The sequence below is a fragment of the Streptomyces sp. NPDC006516 genome (genome assembly GCF_040611875.1).
In the GTDB taxonomy this organism is placed as follows: Bacteria; Actinomycetota; Actinomycetes; order Streptomycetales; family Streptomycetaceae; genus Streptomyces.
The window spans coordinates 81,541-98,776 of the sequence record NZ_JBEXPD010000013.1 but is presented as its reverse complement, the minus strand read 5'-3'; the positions used below and the strand labels follow the sequence as shown (position 1 = coordinate 98,776).

Genomic DNA, 17,236 nt, shown 5'->3' with positions numbered 1-17,236 from the left:
CGGACACCCGGCCAGCCTAGAGCCAGGGGCTGACATCCGCCCCGGTCACCGCGCATCCACGCCCAATCGGCCCCCTGCCGTAGGGTCCGGCACGCCCGTGCGTCAAACTGGTTTGTGATCGATCGCACTGTTTTACCGTCCGGCATCATGGAAACCACGCTTCCCTGAACAGGCCGACAAGGAGAGAACTCGTGGACGACGTTCTGCGGCGCGCCCCGCTTTTCGCGGCGCTCGATGATGAGCAGGCCGCGGAGCTCCGCGCCTCGATGAGTGAGGTGACCCTCGCGCGCGGCGACGCGCTGTTCCACGAGGGCGACCCGGGCGACCGCCTGTACGTGGTCACCGAGGGCAAGGTGAAGCTCCACCGCACCTCACCCGACGGGCGGGAGAACATGCTGGCCGTCCTCGGCCCCGGCGAGCTGATCGGGGAGCTGTCGCTCTTCGACCCGGGCCCCCGCACCGCGACGGCGACGGCGCTCACCGAGGTCAAGCTGCTCGGCCTCGGCCACGGAGACCTCCAGCCCTGGCTGAACGCCCGCCCCGAGGTGGCCACCGCGCTGCTGCGCGCCGTCGCCCGCAGGCTCCGCAAGACGAACGACCAGATGTCCGACCTGGTCTTCTCCGACGTGCCGGGCCGCGTCGCCCGTGCGCTCCTCGACCTGTCCCGCCGCTTCGGCGTGCAGTCGGAGGAGGGCATCCACGTCGTGCACGACCTGACCCAGGAGGAGCTGGCCCAGCTGGTCGGCGCCTCCCGCGAAACGGTCAACAAGGCGCTCGCCGACTTCGCGGGCCGCGGCTGGCTGCGCCTCGAGGCGCGCGCCGTGATCCTGCTGGACGTGGAGCGTCTGGCGAAGCGCTCCCGCTGACGCCTCCGCCCGTACACCGCCGCCCGGGACAGCCGGGCAGGGCCGGTACCGGTCACACGCACATGCCGAAGGGCCCCACCGGGCGGTGGGGCCCTTCGGCGTGGTGGGGCCCTTCGGCATGGTGGAACGTCCGGTTCAGATCAGGCCGTGCTCGGTCAGGTACTCCATCTGGGCGCGCACCGACAGCTCCGCCGCCGGCCACAGGGAACGGTCCACGTCCGCGTACACCGCGGCGACGACCTCGGCCGGTGTCCCGTGCCCCGCCTCCACGGCCGTCTCGACCTGCGCCAGCCGGCTCGCGCGGTGGGCGAGGTAGAACTCGACCGCGCCCTGCGCGTCCTCCAGCACCGGCCCGTGTCCCGGAAGCACCGTGTGGACGCCGTCGTCGACCGTCAGCGAGCGCAGCCGGCGCAGCGTGTCCAGGTAGTTGCCGAGCCGTCCGTCCGGGTGGGCGACGACGGTCGTGCCGCGCCCCAGGATCGTGTCGCCCGTCAGCACCGCGCGGTCGGCGGGCAGGTGGAAGGAGAGCGAGTCGGCGGTGTGCCCGGGGGTGGGTACGACCCGGAGTTCGAGCCCGCCCGTGGTGATCACGTCGCCGGACGCGAGGCCCTCCTCCCCCAGCCGCAGCGCGGGGTCGAGGGCACGCACGGGCGTACGTGTGAGTTCGGCGAAACGGGCGGCTCCCTCGGCGTGGTCGGGGTGGCCGTGGGTCAGCAGGGTGAGAGCGACGCGCCTGCCCGCCCGCTCCACGGTGTCGACGACGGCTCGCAGATGTGTGTCGTCGAGCGGCCCGGGATCGATCACGACAGCGAGATCGGAGTCCGGTTCGGCGACGATCCAGGTGTTCGTGCCGTCCAGGGTCATCGCCGAGGCGTTGGGGGCCAGGACGTTGACCGTGCGGGCGGTGGCCGGCCCGGAGAGGACGCCGCCGCGGGGCTGGCCCGGCAGTGCTGCCGCGTCGCTCATGCGGAGGCACCGTCCGTGCCGCCGTCGGCGGGGGCGGAACCGCCCGCCGGTACGTGTTTGGTGAACTCCTCGTGACCCGGCCAGCTCAGCACCAGCTCGTCACCCTCCATGCGGGCCTCTGCCAGCACGGGAGCCAGGTTCTGGGAATCGGCTGCCTTCAGCGCCTCCCCGGCCGTCCCGTACGGCCTCAGCGCCCGCAGGGTGGCCACGGTGGGCGGCATCATCAGCAGTTCGCCCCGGTCGTAGCCGTCGGCGGCGTCGCCCGGGCGGATCCAGACGGTCCGGTCGGCTTCGGTGGAGGCGTTCCGGGTGCGCTGGCCTTCCGGGAGGACGGCCACGAAGAACCAGGTGTCGTAGCGCCGGGGTTCGAACGCCGGGGTGATCCAGCGCGCCCACGCCGCCAGCAGGTCGGAGCGCAGGATCAGGCCCCTGCGTTCCAGGAAGCCGGCGAAGGACAGCTCCCGGGCGACGAGTGCCTCGCGGTCGGCCTCCCAGTCGGCGCCCGTGGTGTCGCTCACGACGGTGTGGGCGGTCGGACCGGCCAGCAGGACGCCGGCCTCTTCGTACGTCTCGCGGACCGCCGCGCAGACCACTGCCTGGGCCTCGGCCGCGGTGTCCACGCCCAGGCGCGTGGCCCAGCTCTCCAGGGAGGGCCCCGCCCACCCCACGAGGTGGTCGTCGTCGCGCGGGTCGACCCCGCCACCCGGATAGGCGTACGCGCCCCCGGCAAACGCCATGGAGGTGCGCCTGCGCAGCATGTGGACGGAGGGGCCCGTGGGGTCGGCGCCCGCCGGTTCGTCCCGGAGCAGCATCACCGTGGCCGCTCTCCTGGGGACCACGGCCGTCAGCTCGCCGCTGGCGAGGGCCCTGATCCGGGCGGGCCATTCCGGTGGGTACCACTGACCGTTGGACATGGCCGGAGGCTATCCGGAACCGCGCCGATGTTCGAGGGGCCTCGGACACGGATGCCTTCCCCGTACACGCGGGCCTGTCACGGGGGCGAGGCCACGCCCGTACACGCAGGCCGGTCACCGGGCGAGGCACCCCGTACACACGTGATCCCGCCCGGTCGCGGGACCGGGCGGGATCGGGGGGTGTGGGGGATCAGGCGTCGACGAGCTCGACCTGGACCTCGACCTCCACCGGGGCGTCCAGCGGCAGTACCGCGACGCCCACGGCGCTACGGGCGTGCACGCCCTTGTCGCCCAGGACGGCGCCGAGCAGTTCGCTCGCGCCGTTGATCACGCCCGGCTGCCCGGTGAAGTCCGCGGCGGAGGCGACGAAGCCCACCACCTTCACGACTCGGGCGATCCGGTCGAGATCGCCGGCGACCGACTTCACGGCCGCCAGGGCGTTCAGCGCGCAGGTCTTGGCCAGTTCCTTGGCCTCGTCCGGCGTCACCTCGGCGCCGACCTTGCCGGTCACCGCGAGCTTGCCGTCCACCATGGGGAGCTGGCCGGAGGTGTAGACGTACACCCCTGAGCGCACGGCCGGCTGGTAGGAGGCCAGCGGCGGTACGACGTCCGGAAGCGTCAGGCCGAGTTCGGCGAGCTTCTCCTCGACGGCGCCCGCCACTACGGCTTCTCCCGCTTCAGGTAGGCCACGAGCTGCTCGGGGTTGTTCGGGCCGGGAACGACCTGGACCAGCTCCCAGCCGTCCTCGCCCCAGGTGTCCAGAATCTGCTTGGTCGCGTGCACGAGAAGGGGCACGGTCGCGTATTCCCACTTGGTCATGAGCCGACTGTAATGCCTGGCACAGGCGGCCTCGTGCGTAGCCTGCCTGCCGACTGGTTAGGCTCGAAGACGTGAGCAGGTTCCAGGTCGTCAGCGGCAAGGGCGGGACCGGTAAGACCACGGTCGCCGCCGCACTCGCGCTCGCCCTCGCGACCGAGGGCAGGCGCACCCTCCTCGTCGAGGTCGAGGGCAGACAGGGCATCGCCCAGCTCTTCGAGTCGGAGGCGCTTCCCTACGAGGAGCGCAAAATCGCGGTGGCGCCGGGTGGTGGCGAGGTCCACGCCCTGGCGATCGACGCCGAGCGCGCGCTCCTCGACTACCTCCAGATGTTCTACAAGCTGGGCAGCGCCGGCCGTGCGCTCAAGAAGCTCGGCGCCATCGACTTCGCCACCACCATCGCCCCCGGCGTACGGGACGTCCTGCTGACCGGCAAGGCCTGCGAGGCCGTACGCCGCAAGGACAAGCAGGGCAGGTTCGTCTACGACCACGTGATCATGGACGCGCCTCCCACCGGCCGGATCACCCGCTTCCTCAACGTGAACGACGAGGTGGCCGGCCTGGCGAGGATCGGACCGATACACAATCAGGCGCAGGCCGTCATGCGGGTCCTGAAGTCCCCTGAGACCGCCGTCCACCTGGTGACGCTCCTGGAGGAGATGCCGGTCCAGGAGACGGCCGACGGCATCGCGGAGCTGCGGGCCGCCGAACTCCCCGTGGGCAGGATCGTGGTCAACATGGTGAGGCCCCATCTGCTGGACGAGGACGCGCTGCGTACGGCTTCGGGGAACCGCCGCAAGGAACTCGCGAAGACGCTCACCCGGGCGGGTGTGACGGGTTCCGCGGGGCTGGTACGCCCCCTGCTGGAACAGGCGGCCGAGCATGCGCAGCGCGTCGGCCTGGAGCGTGAGCAGCGGGCGGTGCTGGCCGGGCTGGGGCTGCCCACGGCCGAGCTCCCGCTGATGGGTGAGGGGGTGAGCCTGCCCGCTCTGTACGAGCTGGCGGAGGAGTTCCGTAAGCAGGGTGTGGGCGACGAGACCGCGGACGAGGCGGGGCGGACGCCCCGGGGCGAGGAGCGCCGCGGCTCCGGACGAGGGGCGGGATCATGACGCTGGGCACGGGGATCGCACCGGGGCTGGACACGGACGCGCTCCTGGACGACCCGGAGATCCGTATCGTCGTGTGCTGCGGATCAGGCGGCGTGGGCAAGACCACGACCGCCGCGGCGCTCGGTGTACGGGCGGCCGAGCGTGGGCGCAAGGTCGTCGTCCTCACCATCGACCCGGCCCGCCGGCTCGCCCAGTCCATGGGAATCGACCGGCTCGACAACGTCCCCCGCCGGGTCGACGGCATCGCGGGCGACGGCGAACTGCACGCCATGATGCTCGACATGAAGCGCACCTTCGACGAGACGGTCGAGGCGCACACGGACGCCGAGCGGGCCCGCGCGATCCTGGAGAACCCCTTCTACCAGTCGCTGTCGGCCGGGTTCGCGGGCACGCAGGAATACATGGCGATGGAGAAGCTCGGGCAGCTGAGGGCGCGCGACGAGTGGGACCTGATCATCGTCGACACCCCGCCGTCCCGCTCCGCCCTGGACTTCCTGGACGCGCCGAAACGTCTCGGCTCGTTCCTGGACGGGAAGTTCATCCGGGTGCTGATCGCTCCGGCGAAGATCGGCGGACGGGCAGGGATGAAGTTCCTGAACGTCGGCATGTCGATGATGACGGGCACGCTCGGCAAGCTGCTGGGCGGGCAGTTCCTGCGCGACGTACAGACCTTCGTCGCGGCGATGGACTCCATGTTCGGCGGATTCCGTACGCGGGCCGACGCGACGTACAAGCTGCTCCAGGCTCCGGGGACGGCATTCCTCGTCGTGGCGACGCCCGAGCGGGACGCGCTTCGCGAGGCCGCCTACTTCGTGGAACGCCTGGCCGCCGAGGAGATGCCGCTTGCGGGCCTGGTACTCAACCGGGTGCACGGCAGCGAGGCCGCACGGCTCTCGGCGGAGCGGGCGCTGACTGCCGCAGAAAATCTTGAGGGCATCGGCATTGTGGATCAGGCGACCGGGAAGGCTGGCCTTGGTGACCCGGCGGACCTGGTGGCCGCCACCTCTCCCGAAGCCCCGGAGTCACCGCTCTCCCCCGAGCAGAGCACCGAGCCGCACCCGCACGCCCACGAGCCGCACGACCACGCACCGCACCCACATGAGTCGCACGACCTTGCGTCGACGCCGTACGAGCCGCCCCGGCACGAACCTTCGTCGGGCACCCGGACATCGCCCACCCCCGAGGCGCGTGGCCGGAAGTCGTCTGACCCGTCCGAGTCATCCACCCACACACAAGCAGGCAGGCATGACACCTCCGTCGACGACGCCGTGACCGTCGAGCAGTTGGCCGCAGGGCTGCTGCGGCTGCACGCCGAGCGGATGCAGGTCGTCGCGCGTGAGCAGCACACGCGTGACCGCTTCACCACGCTCCACCCCGAGGTCCCCGTGACCGAGGTGGCCGCGCTGCCCGGTGACGTGCACGACCTCACAGGCCTCAGGGCCGTCGGGGAACGGCTCGCGACCGGTTCAGCTCCGGCCGGAGCTGCGTAGGACGACCGCCGGCTCCCTCGCGAGCGGGCCCACGGGGCACGCCCCGGCCTCACCCCACGGCGGCGAACGTCTCGTGCAGTTCGTCGTCGTGCAGATCGTCGTCCAGTCCCACCGCTGCGGGCAGCAGGCCTGTGGACCGCTCGTACTCACTGCGTGCGGTCTCCAGCAGGCGGCGCCATGACGTGACGGTCGGACGTCGGCGCAGCAGCGCTCGGCGCTCCCGCTCCGTCATTCCGCCCCACACGCCGAACTCGACGCGATTGTCCAGCGCGTCGGCCAGGCACTCGGTCCGCACCGGGCATCCGGTGCACACCGCCTTGGCCCTGTTCTGCGCTGCCCCTTGTACGAACAGTTCATCCGGATCGGTAGTGCGGCAGGCTGCCTGCGCACTCCAGTCGGTTACCCAGCCCATCCCGGCGCCGTCCTCTCCCGAATCGAGGCTCCCCCACGGCGGCAGCGGCATATTCACCGCTACCAGTTGAGGACGTTACGGAAGGTGGCGACAGCACAACACCCCCTTCGGGCCCAATCTTGAATGGCCCGAACGGACTATGCGTGCGCGGGAGATCACCCAGAGGAGTGACGTAAGGACATGCGGGACTATCCCGAGAGAATCGGGACAGAATACCCAAGCCGTAACGGACATTCAGCGACACGACGGGCGAATTCGGGGGCGCCTTGATGCCTGGCTGGATTCCGTTCGGACCATGCAGAGGGCTTGCTACAAAATCGGACTGCTGTGACAGTTGAGAGCAGCTTAGGCCAAGGCCTGTACGCGTGTCCGGCGAATGAGAACGTAGGCTGCCCCCATGCCAAAGAAGCGCTCAGGCGGGGGTCTTACGACGACCCAGCAGGCCGCCAAGTTCCTCGGTGTCGCCGCGCTGTCCGGAGCTGTACTGGCAGGCATCGCGCTGCCGGCTGCCGGCGCACTGGGGCTCGCGGCCAAGGGGACGGTCGAGGGATTCGACGAGATCCCTTCCAACCTCAAGACGCCGCCGCTGAGCCAGCGGACCACGATCCTGGACAGCGAGGGCGGGGCGCTCGCCACGGTGTACTCGCGTGACCGCACCGTCGTGCCGCTCAAGGACATCTCCCCGTACATGCAGGACGCGATCATCGCGATCGAGGACTCGCGCTTCTACGAGCACGGCGCGGTGGACCTCAAGGGCATCCTGCGCGCGATGAACCGGAACGTACAGGAGGGCGGCGCGGCCCAGGGCGCCTCCACACTCACCCAGCAGTACGTGAAGAACGTGTTCGTCGAGGAGGCGGGCGACGACCCCGACAAGGTCGCGGAGGCCACGCAGCAGACGCTGGGCCGCAAGGTCCGCGAGCTGAAGTACGCGATCCAGGTCGAGGAAGAGCTCGGCAAGAAGAAGATCCTGGAGAACTACCTCAACATCACGTTCTTCGGGCAGCAGGCCTACGGCATCGAGGCCGCCTCGCAGCGCTACTTCTCCAAGCACGCCAAGGACCTGAAGCTGGAGGAGGCGGCGATGCTGGCCGGCCTCGTCCAGTCGCCGACCCGCTACGACCCGGTCAACGACGCGGAGGAAGCCACCAAGCGCCGCAACACCGTGCTCGCGCGGATGGCGGCCGTCGGCAGCATCTCGCAGGCCGAGGCCGACAAGGCCATCGCCTCCCCTCTCGCCCTGAAGGTCAGCAGGCCCAAGAACGGCTGCATCACCGCAGTCAGCGGCGCCGGTTTCTTCTGCGACTACGTGCGCAAGACGATCCTCACCGACCCGGCCTTCGGGAAGACCGAGGAGGAGCGCTCCAAGCTCTGGAACCTCGGCGGTCTCACCATCAGGACCACGCTGTCGCCGCGTGCGCAGCAGGCGGCCGACGAGGCCGCCACGTCGAAGGTCTACAAGGACGACAGGGTCGCCGCCTCGGTCGTCCAGGTCGAGCCCGGCACCGGCAAGATCCTCTCGATGGGTCAGTCCCGGCCGTACGGACTGGACCAGAAGAAGCACGAGACGATGATCAACCTCGCTGTCAGCAACAAGATGGGCGGCAGCACCTACGGCTTCCAGGTCGGTTCGACCTTCAAGCCCATCACCGCCGCCGCGGCCCTGGAGAAGGGCATCAGCCCGGCCCAGAGCTACGCCACGGACTGGAAGATCTCGCTTCCGCTGAACTCCTTCCGCACCTGTGCGGGAGCTCCGACCGGCAGCTCCAACTGGGACCTGCAGAACGAGATGGAGTCCGAGAAGGGCAGCTGGGACATGACCAGCGCGCTCGGCAAGTCCATCAACACCTACTTCGCCAAGCTGGAGCAGAAGACCGGTCTCTGCGAGACCGTCGAGATGGCGAAGAAGGTCGGCTACGAGCGGGGCGACGGCAAGGAGATCGAGGAGCACGCCTCGATCACCCTCGGCGGTGAGGTCAGCACCCCGCTCTCGATGGCCTCGGTGTACGCCGCGTTCGCCAACCGGGGTACGTACTGCTCGCCCATCGCCATCGAGTCGATCACCGACGCCAACGACAAGAAGATCGGCGTACCGAAGACCGAGTGCTCCCGCGCGATGAGCGAGAGGACGGCCGACACGATCAGCCAGATGCTGAAGGGTGTGGTCGAGGACGGCACCGGCACGCTGGCCGGGCTCACCGACCGGGACAACGCGGGCAAGACCGGTACGACGAACGACCGCCTCGACGCCTGGTTCGTCGGCTACACCCCGAACCTCTCCACCGCGGTCTGGGTCGGCGACGACATCGGCGAGAAGACCACCAAGATGTACGACATCACCATCGGTGGCCAGTACTACGACAAGGTCTGCGGTGGCTGTCTGCCCGGTCCCATCTGGAAGACCGCGATGACCGGCGCGCTGAACGCCTCGGAGACCCCGTCCTTCAACCCGATCGCGGTGCCGCGCGCCAAGGAGAAGGAGAAGGACGAGAGGCCCGGCGAGGGCCGCGACGAGGAGACCGGCGACAACGGCGGCGACAAGCCCGGTGCCGACCCCATCGGCGGCATCACCCTGCCGCCGGGCATCATCGGCGGGAACGACGGCGGCCCGCGCGGCGGGAACGGCCCCTGAGCCTCCGGTTCGACGGGCGAGGTCATGACGCGTGAATGAGGAGGGGCACCCCCGGCCGGGGGTGCCCCTCCTCATTCGTACGCCGGCCACTCGGCCCGCGAAGTCCCGCCGGGCCTTTCAGCCCGCGGGGCCCGTGGGATTCGCCGAGCCTCTCAGCCCGCGAGCAGCTTCTTCACCGTGGCGGCCACCCGGCCGCCCTCGGCGAGCCCAGCCACCTTGGGGCTGACGATCTTCATCACGGCGCCCATCGCCCTCGGGCCCTCGGCGCCGGAGGCCTTGGCCTCCTCGACGGCCTGCGCGACGATCGCGTTCAGCTCGTCGTCGGAGAGCTGCTTGGGCAGGTAGGCGTCGAGCAGCTCGCCCTCCGCCTTCTCCCGCTCGGCCTGCTCGGTCCGGCCGCCCTGTGCGAAGGCCTCGGCCGCCTCGCGACGCTTCTTCGCCTCCTTTGCGATCACCTTCTGCACCTCGTCGTCGGAGAGCTCGCGCGACGTCTTGCCGCTGACCTCTTCCTTGGTGATCGCGGTGAGGGTGAGCCGGAGGGTGGACGAGGTGAGCTCGTCACGCGCCTTCATGGCCGTGGTGAGGTCTTCCTTGAGCTTGGACTTGAGCGTGGTCATGCGGCGATTGTGACAGGTACCGGGCACTCGCCGCCCGCCTGTTTTCGTCCCGTGGCGCTGTGTCTGCGACGATGGGCGCATGCGCGCACGCTATGGAGTACCCCTGAAAGTAACGGCAGTCGGCGCAGCGGTGGGCGCCGCGGGCCTCGTGTACGCGGCCGGATTCGAGGCACGCTCGTTCCGCCTCCGCCGGATCGCCGTCCCCGTACTCCCGCACGGGGCACGCCCGTTGCGCGTGCTCCAGGTCTCCGACATCCACATGGTGAGCGGCCAGCGCAAGAAGCGGGCCTGGCTCCAGTCACTGGCCGGCCTGCGGCCCGACTTCGTGGTGAACACGGGCGACAACCTCTCCGACCCGGAGGCGGTGCCGGAGCTGCTCGACGCCCTCGGCCCGCTGATGGAGTTCCCCGGTGTCTACGTCTTCGGTTCCAACGACTACTACGGCCCCAAGCTCCGCAACCCCGCGCGCTATCTCATGGAGAAGATGCAGGGCAAGCACGGCCTCAACGGGAACGCGCCGGCAGTCGGCGTCGTCCACAACCCGTGGGAGCCGATGCGCGACGCGTTCGACGAGGCCGGCTGGCTCAACCTCAGCAACACCCGGGGCCGGATCAAGGCCGACGGGCTCGAGATCGCCTTCACGGGCCTGGACGATCCGCACATCAAGCGTGACCGTTACGCCGAGGTCGCCGGCGGCCCCGAGACGGGCGCGGACCTCTCGATCGGCGTGGTCCACGCCCCGTACCTGCGCTCCCTGGACGCCTTCACCGCGGACGGCTACCCGCTGATCCTGGCGGGCCACACCCACGGCGGCCAGCTCTGCATCCCCTTCTACGGCGCCCTCGTCACCAACTGCGACCTGGACACGGACCGGGTGAAGGGCCTCTCCGGCCACACGGTCGGCGACCGGCGCTCCTACCTCCACGTCTCGGCGGGCTGCGGGACCAACCGCTACACCCCGGTCCGCTTCGCCTGCCCGCCCGAGGCCACGCTGCTGACACTGACGCCCCGGGACTGAGGTCCCCGGCCCCGCACACAAACCGGATTTCGCCTCCGGGCGCGGGTGGGCTAAAGTAATCGATGTCGCCGGGACAATCGGTGGACATCGGGGTGTAGCGCAGCTTGGCAGCGCGCTTCGTTCGGGACGAAGAGGTCGTGGGTTCAAATCCCGCCACCCCGACAGCTGAAACACCAGGTCAGAGGCCAGGTCCTACATTCAGGACCTGGCCTCTTCCGTGTGTTGCCCGCTCCTGCTTCTGCCGGCGCACGTGCTCCTCAAGGACCCCCACCACCTGCTTCGGCAGTGCAATCGTCCGTCGGCTCCGGACCTTCGTTCCGTCGTGGCGCCGCACAGATCGCCGTACCGCACCATGGGGCGGGATGTCGTTCACGGGCCCAGCCGCGAGCCCTGGCGGCTACCAGAGCCCGCCTTGGCCTGCTCCAGGCGCAGAGCCTGGACCTGGCCGCGAGCCGGATTCCGCCGGACGTCGCCTCGATCCGACTCCGACTCCGACTCCGGCTCCGTCCGTGATCTCCGCCGTATCCACTAGCCGGTCGTGCCGTCGAGCATCTCGCGCAGGATGTCCAGGTGGCCGTTGTGGCGGGCTGTCTCCTCCGTGAGGTGGAGGAGGATCCAGCGCAGGTCGACGTGGAGGCCGTCGCGGATGGTTCCCTCGGCCCGCTTGTCCAGGTCGTTTCCGGCGACCAGTTCGCGATAGCGGGCGCTCTGTTCGGCGTACTCGTCGAGCAACTGCGTGAGCGGGAAGTCGACGGCGATACGCATCTCGCGGTCGGGATCCTCCTCCGTCATGGGGGCCCGGTCCTCCTCGCCCAGGAAGACCACCTGGAACCAGTAGTACTCGACCCAGCGCAGGTGGTTGATCACTCCGCTCATGGTCATCAGCGGTGAGCCCGGCAGGAGCGCCCTGCGGGCGTTCTCCGCGGAGACGCCGGCGCACTTGGCGCGGGCGGTGTCACGTGCGTAGTCGAGGAACGTGGTGAGTTGGGCGCGCTCGTCCCATGAGGGCGGCGTGTCGTTGATTCTGGTCATCGCGCGAAGCGTCCCCGATCACCGCGCCCGCTGTCGAGGAAATTACCGACGGACCCCACCTGCTCCATCCAGCGGCGCGCCATCGATTCAGCGCCGACGGCCGGCCGGCATGATCCGCCGGACGGAACACCCAGGCCGCGAGGAGTTCATGGAGGTCCCGATGACGTCACCCGGGCCGACGACGACGGCGTGATGGTGGTCGTCCCCCATGAACGGGTACGCGAACCGCCGAGGCGTCGAAGGCCGAGGAGGGCGTGGCGCGCGCTGCCTTCCAGGAGAACCAACTCGGCCTGGACCGCTACGGACTGCGCGAGAAGCTCGACGCCCTGGGCGTGCGATGCACGTCGTACGAGGAGCACGCCGGGGGGAGACGGGCGCTTGGCTCTTCGAGCGAAGCGGACCGGGCCCACACGTGCGGGGTGTACCGGGACGGCGGCGCGCGGCGTACTCGGCGCGCCGCCGTCTCAGGTGCGTCAGGCAGCCGCCGCGCCGACACCGTCGGTGACCTGGCGCAGGACCTCGGTCAGAGAGGCGACGACCTCGGCGTCGTCGGCCGGGTGCGTCTCCGCGAAACGGGTCACGGAGCCGGGGATGGAGAGCTTGGCGTCCGCCAGGACCGCACCGCCCGCGATGCCGGCCGCCTTGCGGACCTCGTCCTGCGCCCACACGCCACCGAACTGACCGAAGGCGGTACCGACGACCGCGACCGGCTTGGCGGTCAGGGCACCGGCGCCGTACGGACGCGACAGCCAGTCGATGGCGTTCTTCAGGACGGCGGGCATGGTGCCGTTGTACTCCGGCGAGAACAGCAGGAAGGCGTCAGCACGGCCGGCCGCCTCACGCAGCTGCGCGGCGGCGGCGGGCACGCTGCCCTCGACGTCGAGGTCCTCGTTGTAGAAGGGGATCTCGGCCAGGCCCTCGTACAGCTCGACCTCGGCACCCTCGGGCGCGTGCTTGACGGCCGCCTCGGCGAGCTGACGGTTGTGCGAGCCGGCGCGGAGGCTGCCGACGAGGGCGAGGATGCGTACAGACATGGGGTAGCTCCCGGGAGACGGAGACAGCAGAATTAAGCGGACCAGGGTCCGTTTAATGTTGTACCACCTAAACGGACCGTGGTCCACTTCTGCTGTTCCAGCGTTACCCTGAAGCCATGACCGCTCCCCTCCCCCCGCTGCCCGGGCCGCCCGACATCGGTGAGGTGCGGGCGAACCTTCCGCTCGCCGCCGTCGGCGAACCCGAGCAGCTGCGGGCGGACGCGGCACGCAACCGTGCGCTCCTGCTGGACGCGGCGTCACGCCTCCTGGCCCACTGCGGAGCGGCGAAGCTCACCATGGAATCGGTGGCCGCCGCCGCCGGAGTGGGCAAGGGCACCGTCTTCCGGCGCTTCAAGGACCGCACCGGCCTGCTCATCGCGCTCCTGGACCACCGGGAAACTCTCCTGCAGGCCGCCTTCCTCTCCGGACCGCCCCCGGTGGGCCCCGGCGCCACCGCCGCGGAGCGGCTGCACGCCTTCGGGCCGGCGGTGATGCGCCACGAACTCGATCACCACGAGCTGATCCTGGCCTCCCGCACCGACCCTCTCCGGGGCTACACCGTGCCGGCGTACCGCCTGCGGCTCAGTCATGTCGGCATGCTGCTGCGCGAGGCGCACGTGCCGGGCGAGCGCGAGCTGATCGCGCACACCCTTCTCGGTTCCATCGACGCCACCCTCGTCCACCACCTGACCTGCGAACGCGGCATGCCCGTCGAACGGCTGGAGCAGGGCTGGCACGATCTCGTCACCCGGCACGGGGTGGCACGCTGAGCTCCGGCCCGGCGGACCGCGCGCGCACCTGGATCAGGGCGTGCGTGCCACTGGTGCGCCACGCGCGGCCGGACCGCTCCAGGCGCTCCAGGGTCCGCGGATCCAGTCCGGCGACGACGTCGGACTTCAGCGTGCGCAGCGCGGCGACAGCCCCCGGGAAGTACGAGGTGAGCTCGGCGAACGGCGTCGTCGCGGGCCAGAGCCGGTCACCCACCAGCCGACGGTAGTTGAGGTCGCCCTTCAGGATCGTCAGCGTCGCGGCGGAGAACTCGGCGCGCAGGTCCGCGGGCATCCGCTCGTACGGGTACGGGGCGCAGAAGAACGCATGGGTACGCACCTCGACGCGGCCCGCACCCATCGACCGGTGGATCCGCCCGCCGATCCTGCCTGCCTCCCCCGGAGCGCCGGACAGCCGCCGCAGGCAGTCGACGACGTCGGCGGTCATCGCGTCGGAGACGTAGTAAGGGCTGGGCTTGACGTACAGCACGACCCGCTGCGCGTGGCCGTGCTCCAGCAGATGGTCGACGAGGACCAGGTCGGGGATCAGCTCGCGTCCGGTGTTGTCGGCGACGACGGCGACGGTCGCCGGCGCCCGGGGCGGCAGCAGCGACCACAGGATCGCGCTGTCGTCGGCGACCAGACGGGGATCGGCCTCACCCGGCGCGGCCTCGCCCGCCGGGCCACGGAAGCCGAGATCTGCGCGATTGCCCCAGAGCGAGGCGAGAAGGAGGGCCGTCGCGCGCTCGTGCGCGGGGGCTCCGGCGAGGTCGTCCAGCGAGCGGAGCTCCTCGTCCACCGTGCCGCCCACGAGTTCGGCCCGCTTGAAAGGGCCGAACGGGTCCACGCCCTGCCAGGCCCCCTCGTCGAAGTACCCGACGGCGCCCAGGAGTCTGCGGTAGAAGTAGCTCTCGGACCAGAGGAACGGGGCTTCGAACCACGGCCGCCCGAAGTACTCGCGGCCGCGCGCCGACCAGAGGTCACTGTCCGGGGCCGTGGGATCGAGCGGCTCCACGACACCGTGGACGATCTCGTACAGCAGGGCGTCCAGGCCCCTCAGCTGACGAGGGCCGTACGGGAAGGCTTCGCGCACCTGCTCGATCAGTGCGGGATGGCGCTCGGCCAGCACCCCTCGGGCGAAGCTGCCTGGCTCCCTGCCGGTGATCACCGGTGGTCCGGCCTCGTTCGTGGTAGCCGCAGCCGCTCGTGTCTCGCGCATGTGCCCCAGTCTGCCCGGCCGCACGACCGGCGCCCGCCGGAGGTTGCGCCGGTCACCGCTCCGGGGCCGGGTGGGCGGCCAACGGCCCCGGACGGAAGGGCACATGGGCGGCGCGGTGCCTGGTTACGATATGTACCGGCTCAGACGACTCACCCCAGGAAAGGGAATCCGTACCTATGCCGGCCGAGACATTCGAGTTCCAGGTAGAAGCGCGTCAGCTCCTGCAGATGATGATCCATTCGATCTACTCGAACAAGGATGTGTTCCTGCGCGAGCTCATTTCCAATTCTTCGGACGCACTGGACAAACTGCGGCTTGAAAAACTCCGTGACGACCGGCTGGACGTGGACTCGTCCGACCTGCACATCGCGATCGAAGCCGACAAGGAGACGCGCACTCTGACCGTGCGCGACAACGGCATCGGAATGACACACGACGAGGTCGTGGAGCTGATCGGTACGATCGCGCATTCCGGTACGGCGAAGTTCGTCCAGGAATTGCGGGAGGCCAAGGACTCAGCGGCCTCGGAGGAGCTCATCGGCCAGTTCGGTGTCGGGTTCTATTCGAGCTTCATGGTCGCCGACGAGGTCACTCTGCTGACGCGGCGCGCGGGCGAGGAGACGGGGACGCGCTGGCAGTCCGACGGTGAGGGCACGTACACCGTCGAGACCGTCGACGACGCCCCGCAGGGCACCTCGGTCACCCTGCGGCTCAAGCCGGAGGACACCGAGGACAAGCTCTTCGACTACACCTCGCCCTGGAAGCTCAGGGAGATCGTCAAGCGTTACTCGGACTTCATCACCTGGCCCATCCGCATGGCCGCGACGACGGGCGAGGAGGGCGCCGACCCCGGGACCGAGACGGTCAACTCGATGAAGGCGCTGTGGGCCCGGTCGAAGGACTCCGTGACCCCCGAGGAGTACAGCGAGCTCTACAAGCACATCAGCCACGACTGGACCGAGCCGCTCGAGACCATCCGCATGCAGGCGGAGGGCACCTTCGAATACCAGGCTCTGCTCTTCCTGCCGTCGCACGCGCCGCAGGACCTCTTCATGCAGGACCACAAGCGCGGTGTGCAGCTCTATGTGAAGCGCGTATTCATCATGGACGACTGCGAAGCGCTCATGCCGACGTATCTGCGCTTCGTGAAGGGTGTCGTCGACGCGCAGGACCTTTCGCTCAACGTGTCGCGCGAGATCCTCCAGCAGGACCGCCAGATCGAGATGATGCGGCGCCGTCTGGTCAAGAAGGTCCTTTCGACGGTGAAGGACATGAGGTCCTCCGACGCGGAGAAGTACGGGACGCTCTGGAAGGAATTCGGACGCGTCCTCAAGGAAGGCCTGCTCCAGGACTTCGAGAACCGTGACGCGATCCTGGAGATCTGCTCGTTCGCTTCGACCCAGGACGAGGAGGGACTGACCACCCTGCGCTCGTACGTGGAGCGGATGAAGGAGGGGCAGGAGCAGATCTTCTACATGACGGGCGAATCGCGTGCCGCCATGGAGAGTTCGCCCCACATGGAGGCGTTCCGGGCCAAGGGCTTCGAGGTCCTGCTGCTGACCGACCCTGTCGACGAGGTCTGGGTCCAGTCCGTGCCGGAGTTCGACGGCAAGCAGCTGCAGTCCATCGCCAAGGGCGAGGTCGACCTGGACACGGACGAGGAGAAGAAGGAGGTCGAGGCCGAGCGTGAGAAGCAGCAGCAGGAGTACGCCGGCCTGCTGACCTGGATGACGGAGCAGCTCGGCGAGCACGTGAAGGAGGTACGGCTCTCCTCGCGGCTGACCGTCTCACCGGCCTGCATCGTGTCCGACACGCACGACGTCACGCCCGCGCTGGAGAACATGTACCGCGCGATGGGCCAGGAGGTGCCGCACGTCAAGCGCATCCTCGAGCTCAACCCCTCGCACGCGCTGATCAGCGGTCTGAGGAAGGCGCACGCGGCCGGAGCCGGCGAGAAGGACGCCACCGCCGAGCTGGCGGAGGCGGCCGAGCTCGTCCACGGGCTGGCCCTCCTCTCGGACGGCGGCGAGCTGAGCGACCCCTCACGCTTCAGCAGGCTCATGGCCGACCGGCTGGAGCGCACGCTCCAGCACTGACCGACACGCACACGAACGAGGCCGCCAGGATTCCTGGCGGCCTCGTTCGTGTGCCGTGCCTGTGTGCCGTGCCCGGGCGCCGTGCGGAACACCCGCGAGAGGGCTGGGGAGCGGCTGTGTTCGAGCGGGAGGCGCCCTCCGAAGATGGCCCCGAGGCGTCACCCAGGGTGTCGGATGGCCCCATAACTTCACTATTTCGAGGGGCCGTTGCAGGTTTATCTACGCGCGGAGCATGGGCTACCGAACGA

16 protein-coding genes and 1 tRNA gene are annotated in these 17,236 nt (G+C 69.7%); 8 read left to right on the top strand and 9 right to left on the bottom strand.

The features are described from left to right. Positions 1 to 191 precede the first annotated feature (191 nt). On the top strand, positions 192 to 866 hold the full coding sequence (locus tag ABZY45_RS28370) for a Crp/Fnr family transcriptional regulator (protein WP_014046869.1): 675 nt from the start codon (positions 192 to 194) through the stop codon (positions 864 to 866). A 135-nt stretch (positions 867 to 1,001) separates the two neighbouring features. Here ABZY45_RS28370 and ABZY45_RS28365 read toward each other — a convergent pair whose 3' ends face one another. From ABZY45_RS28365 to ABZY45_RS28350, 4 genes are all read right to left on the bottom strand, one after another. Continuing rightward, positions 1,002 to 1,832 (bottom strand): MBL fold metallo-hydrolase, encoded by an 831-nt coding sequence (locus ABZY45_RS28365; RefSeq protein ID WP_356744335.1) that lies wholly within the window; start codon positions 1,830 to 1,832, stop codon positions 1,002 to 1,004. Further along, the gene (locus tag ABZY45_RS28360) at positions 1,829 to 2,746 is read right to left on the bottom strand and encodes an NUDIX hydrolase (RefSeq protein WP_356744333.1); all 918 of its coding nucleotides are present in this window, start codon (positions 2,744 to 2,746) and stop codon (positions 1,829 to 1,831) included. The genes ABZY45_RS28365 and ABZY45_RS28360 overlap by 4 nt, the downstream gene beginning before the upstream one ends. Before the next feature lie 190 nt (positions 2,747 to 2,936). Next, complete coding sequence (locus ABZY45_RS28355) at positions 2,937 to 3,407, bottom strand: RidA family protein (RefSeq protein WP_356744331.1); 471 nt, start codon at positions 3,405 to 3,407, stop codon at positions 2,937 to 2,939. Continuing rightward, complete coding sequence (locus ABZY45_RS28350) at positions 3,407 to 3,565, bottom strand: DUF4177 domain-containing protein (protein WP_019992579.1); 159 nt, start codon at positions 3,563 to 3,565, stop codon at positions 3,407 to 3,409. Before ABZY45_RS28350 ends, ABZY45_RS28355 begins: the two co-directional genes overlap by 1 nt. A 71-nt stretch (positions 3,566 to 3,636) precedes the next feature. On the opposite strand from ABZY45_RS28350, the gene ABZY45_RS28345 reads away from it, so the two are divergent. Together ABZY45_RS28345 and ABZY45_RS28340 are read left to right on the top strand one after the other, a co-directional pair. Beyond that, the gene (locus ABZY45_RS28345; protein ID WP_356744329.1) at positions 3,637 to 4,671 is read left to right on the top strand and encodes an ArsA-related P-loop ATPase; all 1,035 of its coding nucleotides are present in this window, start codon (positions 3,637 to 3,639) and stop codon (positions 4,669 to 4,671) included. Then, the gene (locus ABZY45_RS28340) at positions 4,668 to 6,161 is read left to right on the top strand and encodes an ArsA-related P-loop ATPase (protein WP_356744327.1); all 1,494 of its coding nucleotides are present in this window, start codon (positions 4,668 to 4,670) and stop codon (positions 6,159 to 6,161) included. Before ABZY45_RS28345 ends, ABZY45_RS28340 begins: the two co-directional genes overlap by 4 nt. 49 nt (positions 6,162 to 6,210) lie before the next feature. On the opposite strand, the gene ABZY45_RS28335 is transcribed toward ABZY45_RS28340, so the two are convergent. Then, a complete protein-coding gene (locus tag ABZY45_RS28335) occupies positions 6,211 to 6,573 on the bottom strand; it encodes a WhiB family transcriptional regulator (protein WP_356744325.1) in 363 nt (120 codons plus the stop codon). Positions 6,574 to 6,970: 397 nt separating this feature from the next. Here ABZY45_RS28335 and ABZY45_RS28330 point away from each other — a divergent pair, with 397 nt between their 5' ends. Continuing rightward, positions 6,971 to 9,205: a transglycosylase domain-containing protein gene (locus ABZY45_RS28330; protein ID WP_356744323.1), complete on the top strand. Its 2,235-nt coding sequence runs from the start codon at positions 6,971 to 6,973 to the stop codon at positions 9,203 to 9,205. Between the two features lie 152 nt (positions 9,206 to 9,357). On the opposite strand, the gene ABZY45_RS28325 is transcribed toward ABZY45_RS28330, so the two are convergent. Continuing rightward, complete coding sequence (locus tag ABZY45_RS28325) at positions 9,358 to 9,822, bottom strand: GatB/YqeY domain-containing protein (RefSeq protein WP_073750322.1); 465 nt, start codon at positions 9,820 to 9,822, stop codon at positions 9,358 to 9,360. 79 nt (positions 9,823 to 9,901) lie between these two features. On the opposite strand from ABZY45_RS28325, the gene ABZY45_RS28320 reads away from it, so the two are divergent. Together ABZY45_RS28320 and ABZY45_RS28315 are read left to right on the top strand one after the other, a co-directional pair. Beyond that, entirely contained in the window at positions 9,902 to 10,840 is a 939-nt protein-coding gene (locus ABZY45_RS28320; RefSeq protein ID WP_145809469.1) for a metallophosphoesterase, read from the top strand. An 88-nt stretch (positions 10,841 to 10,928) separates the two neighbouring features. Further along, positions 10,929 to 11,002 (top strand) — tRNA-Pro (locus ABZY45_RS28315). Between the two features lie 366 nt (positions 11,003 to 11,368). On the opposite strand, the gene ABZY45_RS28310 is transcribed toward ABZY45_RS28315, so the two are convergent. Then, positions 11,369 to 11,872, bottom strand: a complete 504-nt coding sequence (locus ABZY45_RS28310; protein ID WP_356744320.1) for a DinB family protein — start codon at positions 11,870 to 11,872, stop codon at positions 11,369 to 11,371. Positions 11,873 to 12,345: 473 nt separating this feature from the next. Next, a complete protein-coding gene (locus tag ABZY45_RS28305) occupies positions 12,346 to 12,906 on the bottom strand; it encodes an NAD(P)H-dependent oxidoreductase (protein WP_356744318.1) in 561 nt (186 codons plus the stop codon). A 116-nt stretch (positions 12,907 to 13,022) separates the two neighbouring features. On the opposite strand from ABZY45_RS28305, the gene ABZY45_RS28300 reads away from it, so the two are divergent. Beyond that, positions 13,023 to 13,676, top strand: coding sequence for a helix-turn-helix domain-containing protein (locus ABZY45_RS28300; RefSeq protein WP_356744316.1), 654 nt, complete (start codon positions 13,023 to 13,025; stop codon positions 13,674 to 13,676). Here ABZY45_RS28300 and ABZY45_RS28295 read toward each other — a convergent pair. Then, positions 13,651 to 14,892 carry a damage-control phosphatase ARMT1 family protein gene (locus tag ABZY45_RS28295; RefSeq protein ID WP_356744314.1) on the bottom strand — a complete coding sequence of 414 codons (1,242 nt, stop codon included), beginning with the start codon at positions 14,890 to 14,892 and terminating at the stop codon, positions 13,651 to 13,653. The genes ABZY45_RS28300 and ABZY45_RS28295 overlap by 26 nt on opposite strands. Before the next feature lie 176 nt (positions 14,893 to 15,068). Here ABZY45_RS28295 and htpG point away from each other — a divergent pair, with 176 nt between their 5' ends. Further along, positions 15,069 to 16,988: a molecular chaperone HtpG gene (gene htpG / locus ABZY45_RS28290; RefSeq protein ID WP_356744312.1), complete on the top strand. Its 1,920-nt coding sequence runs from the start codon at positions 15,069 to 15,071 to the stop codon at positions 16,986 to 16,988. Positions 16,989 to 17,236 lie beyond the last annotated feature (248 nt).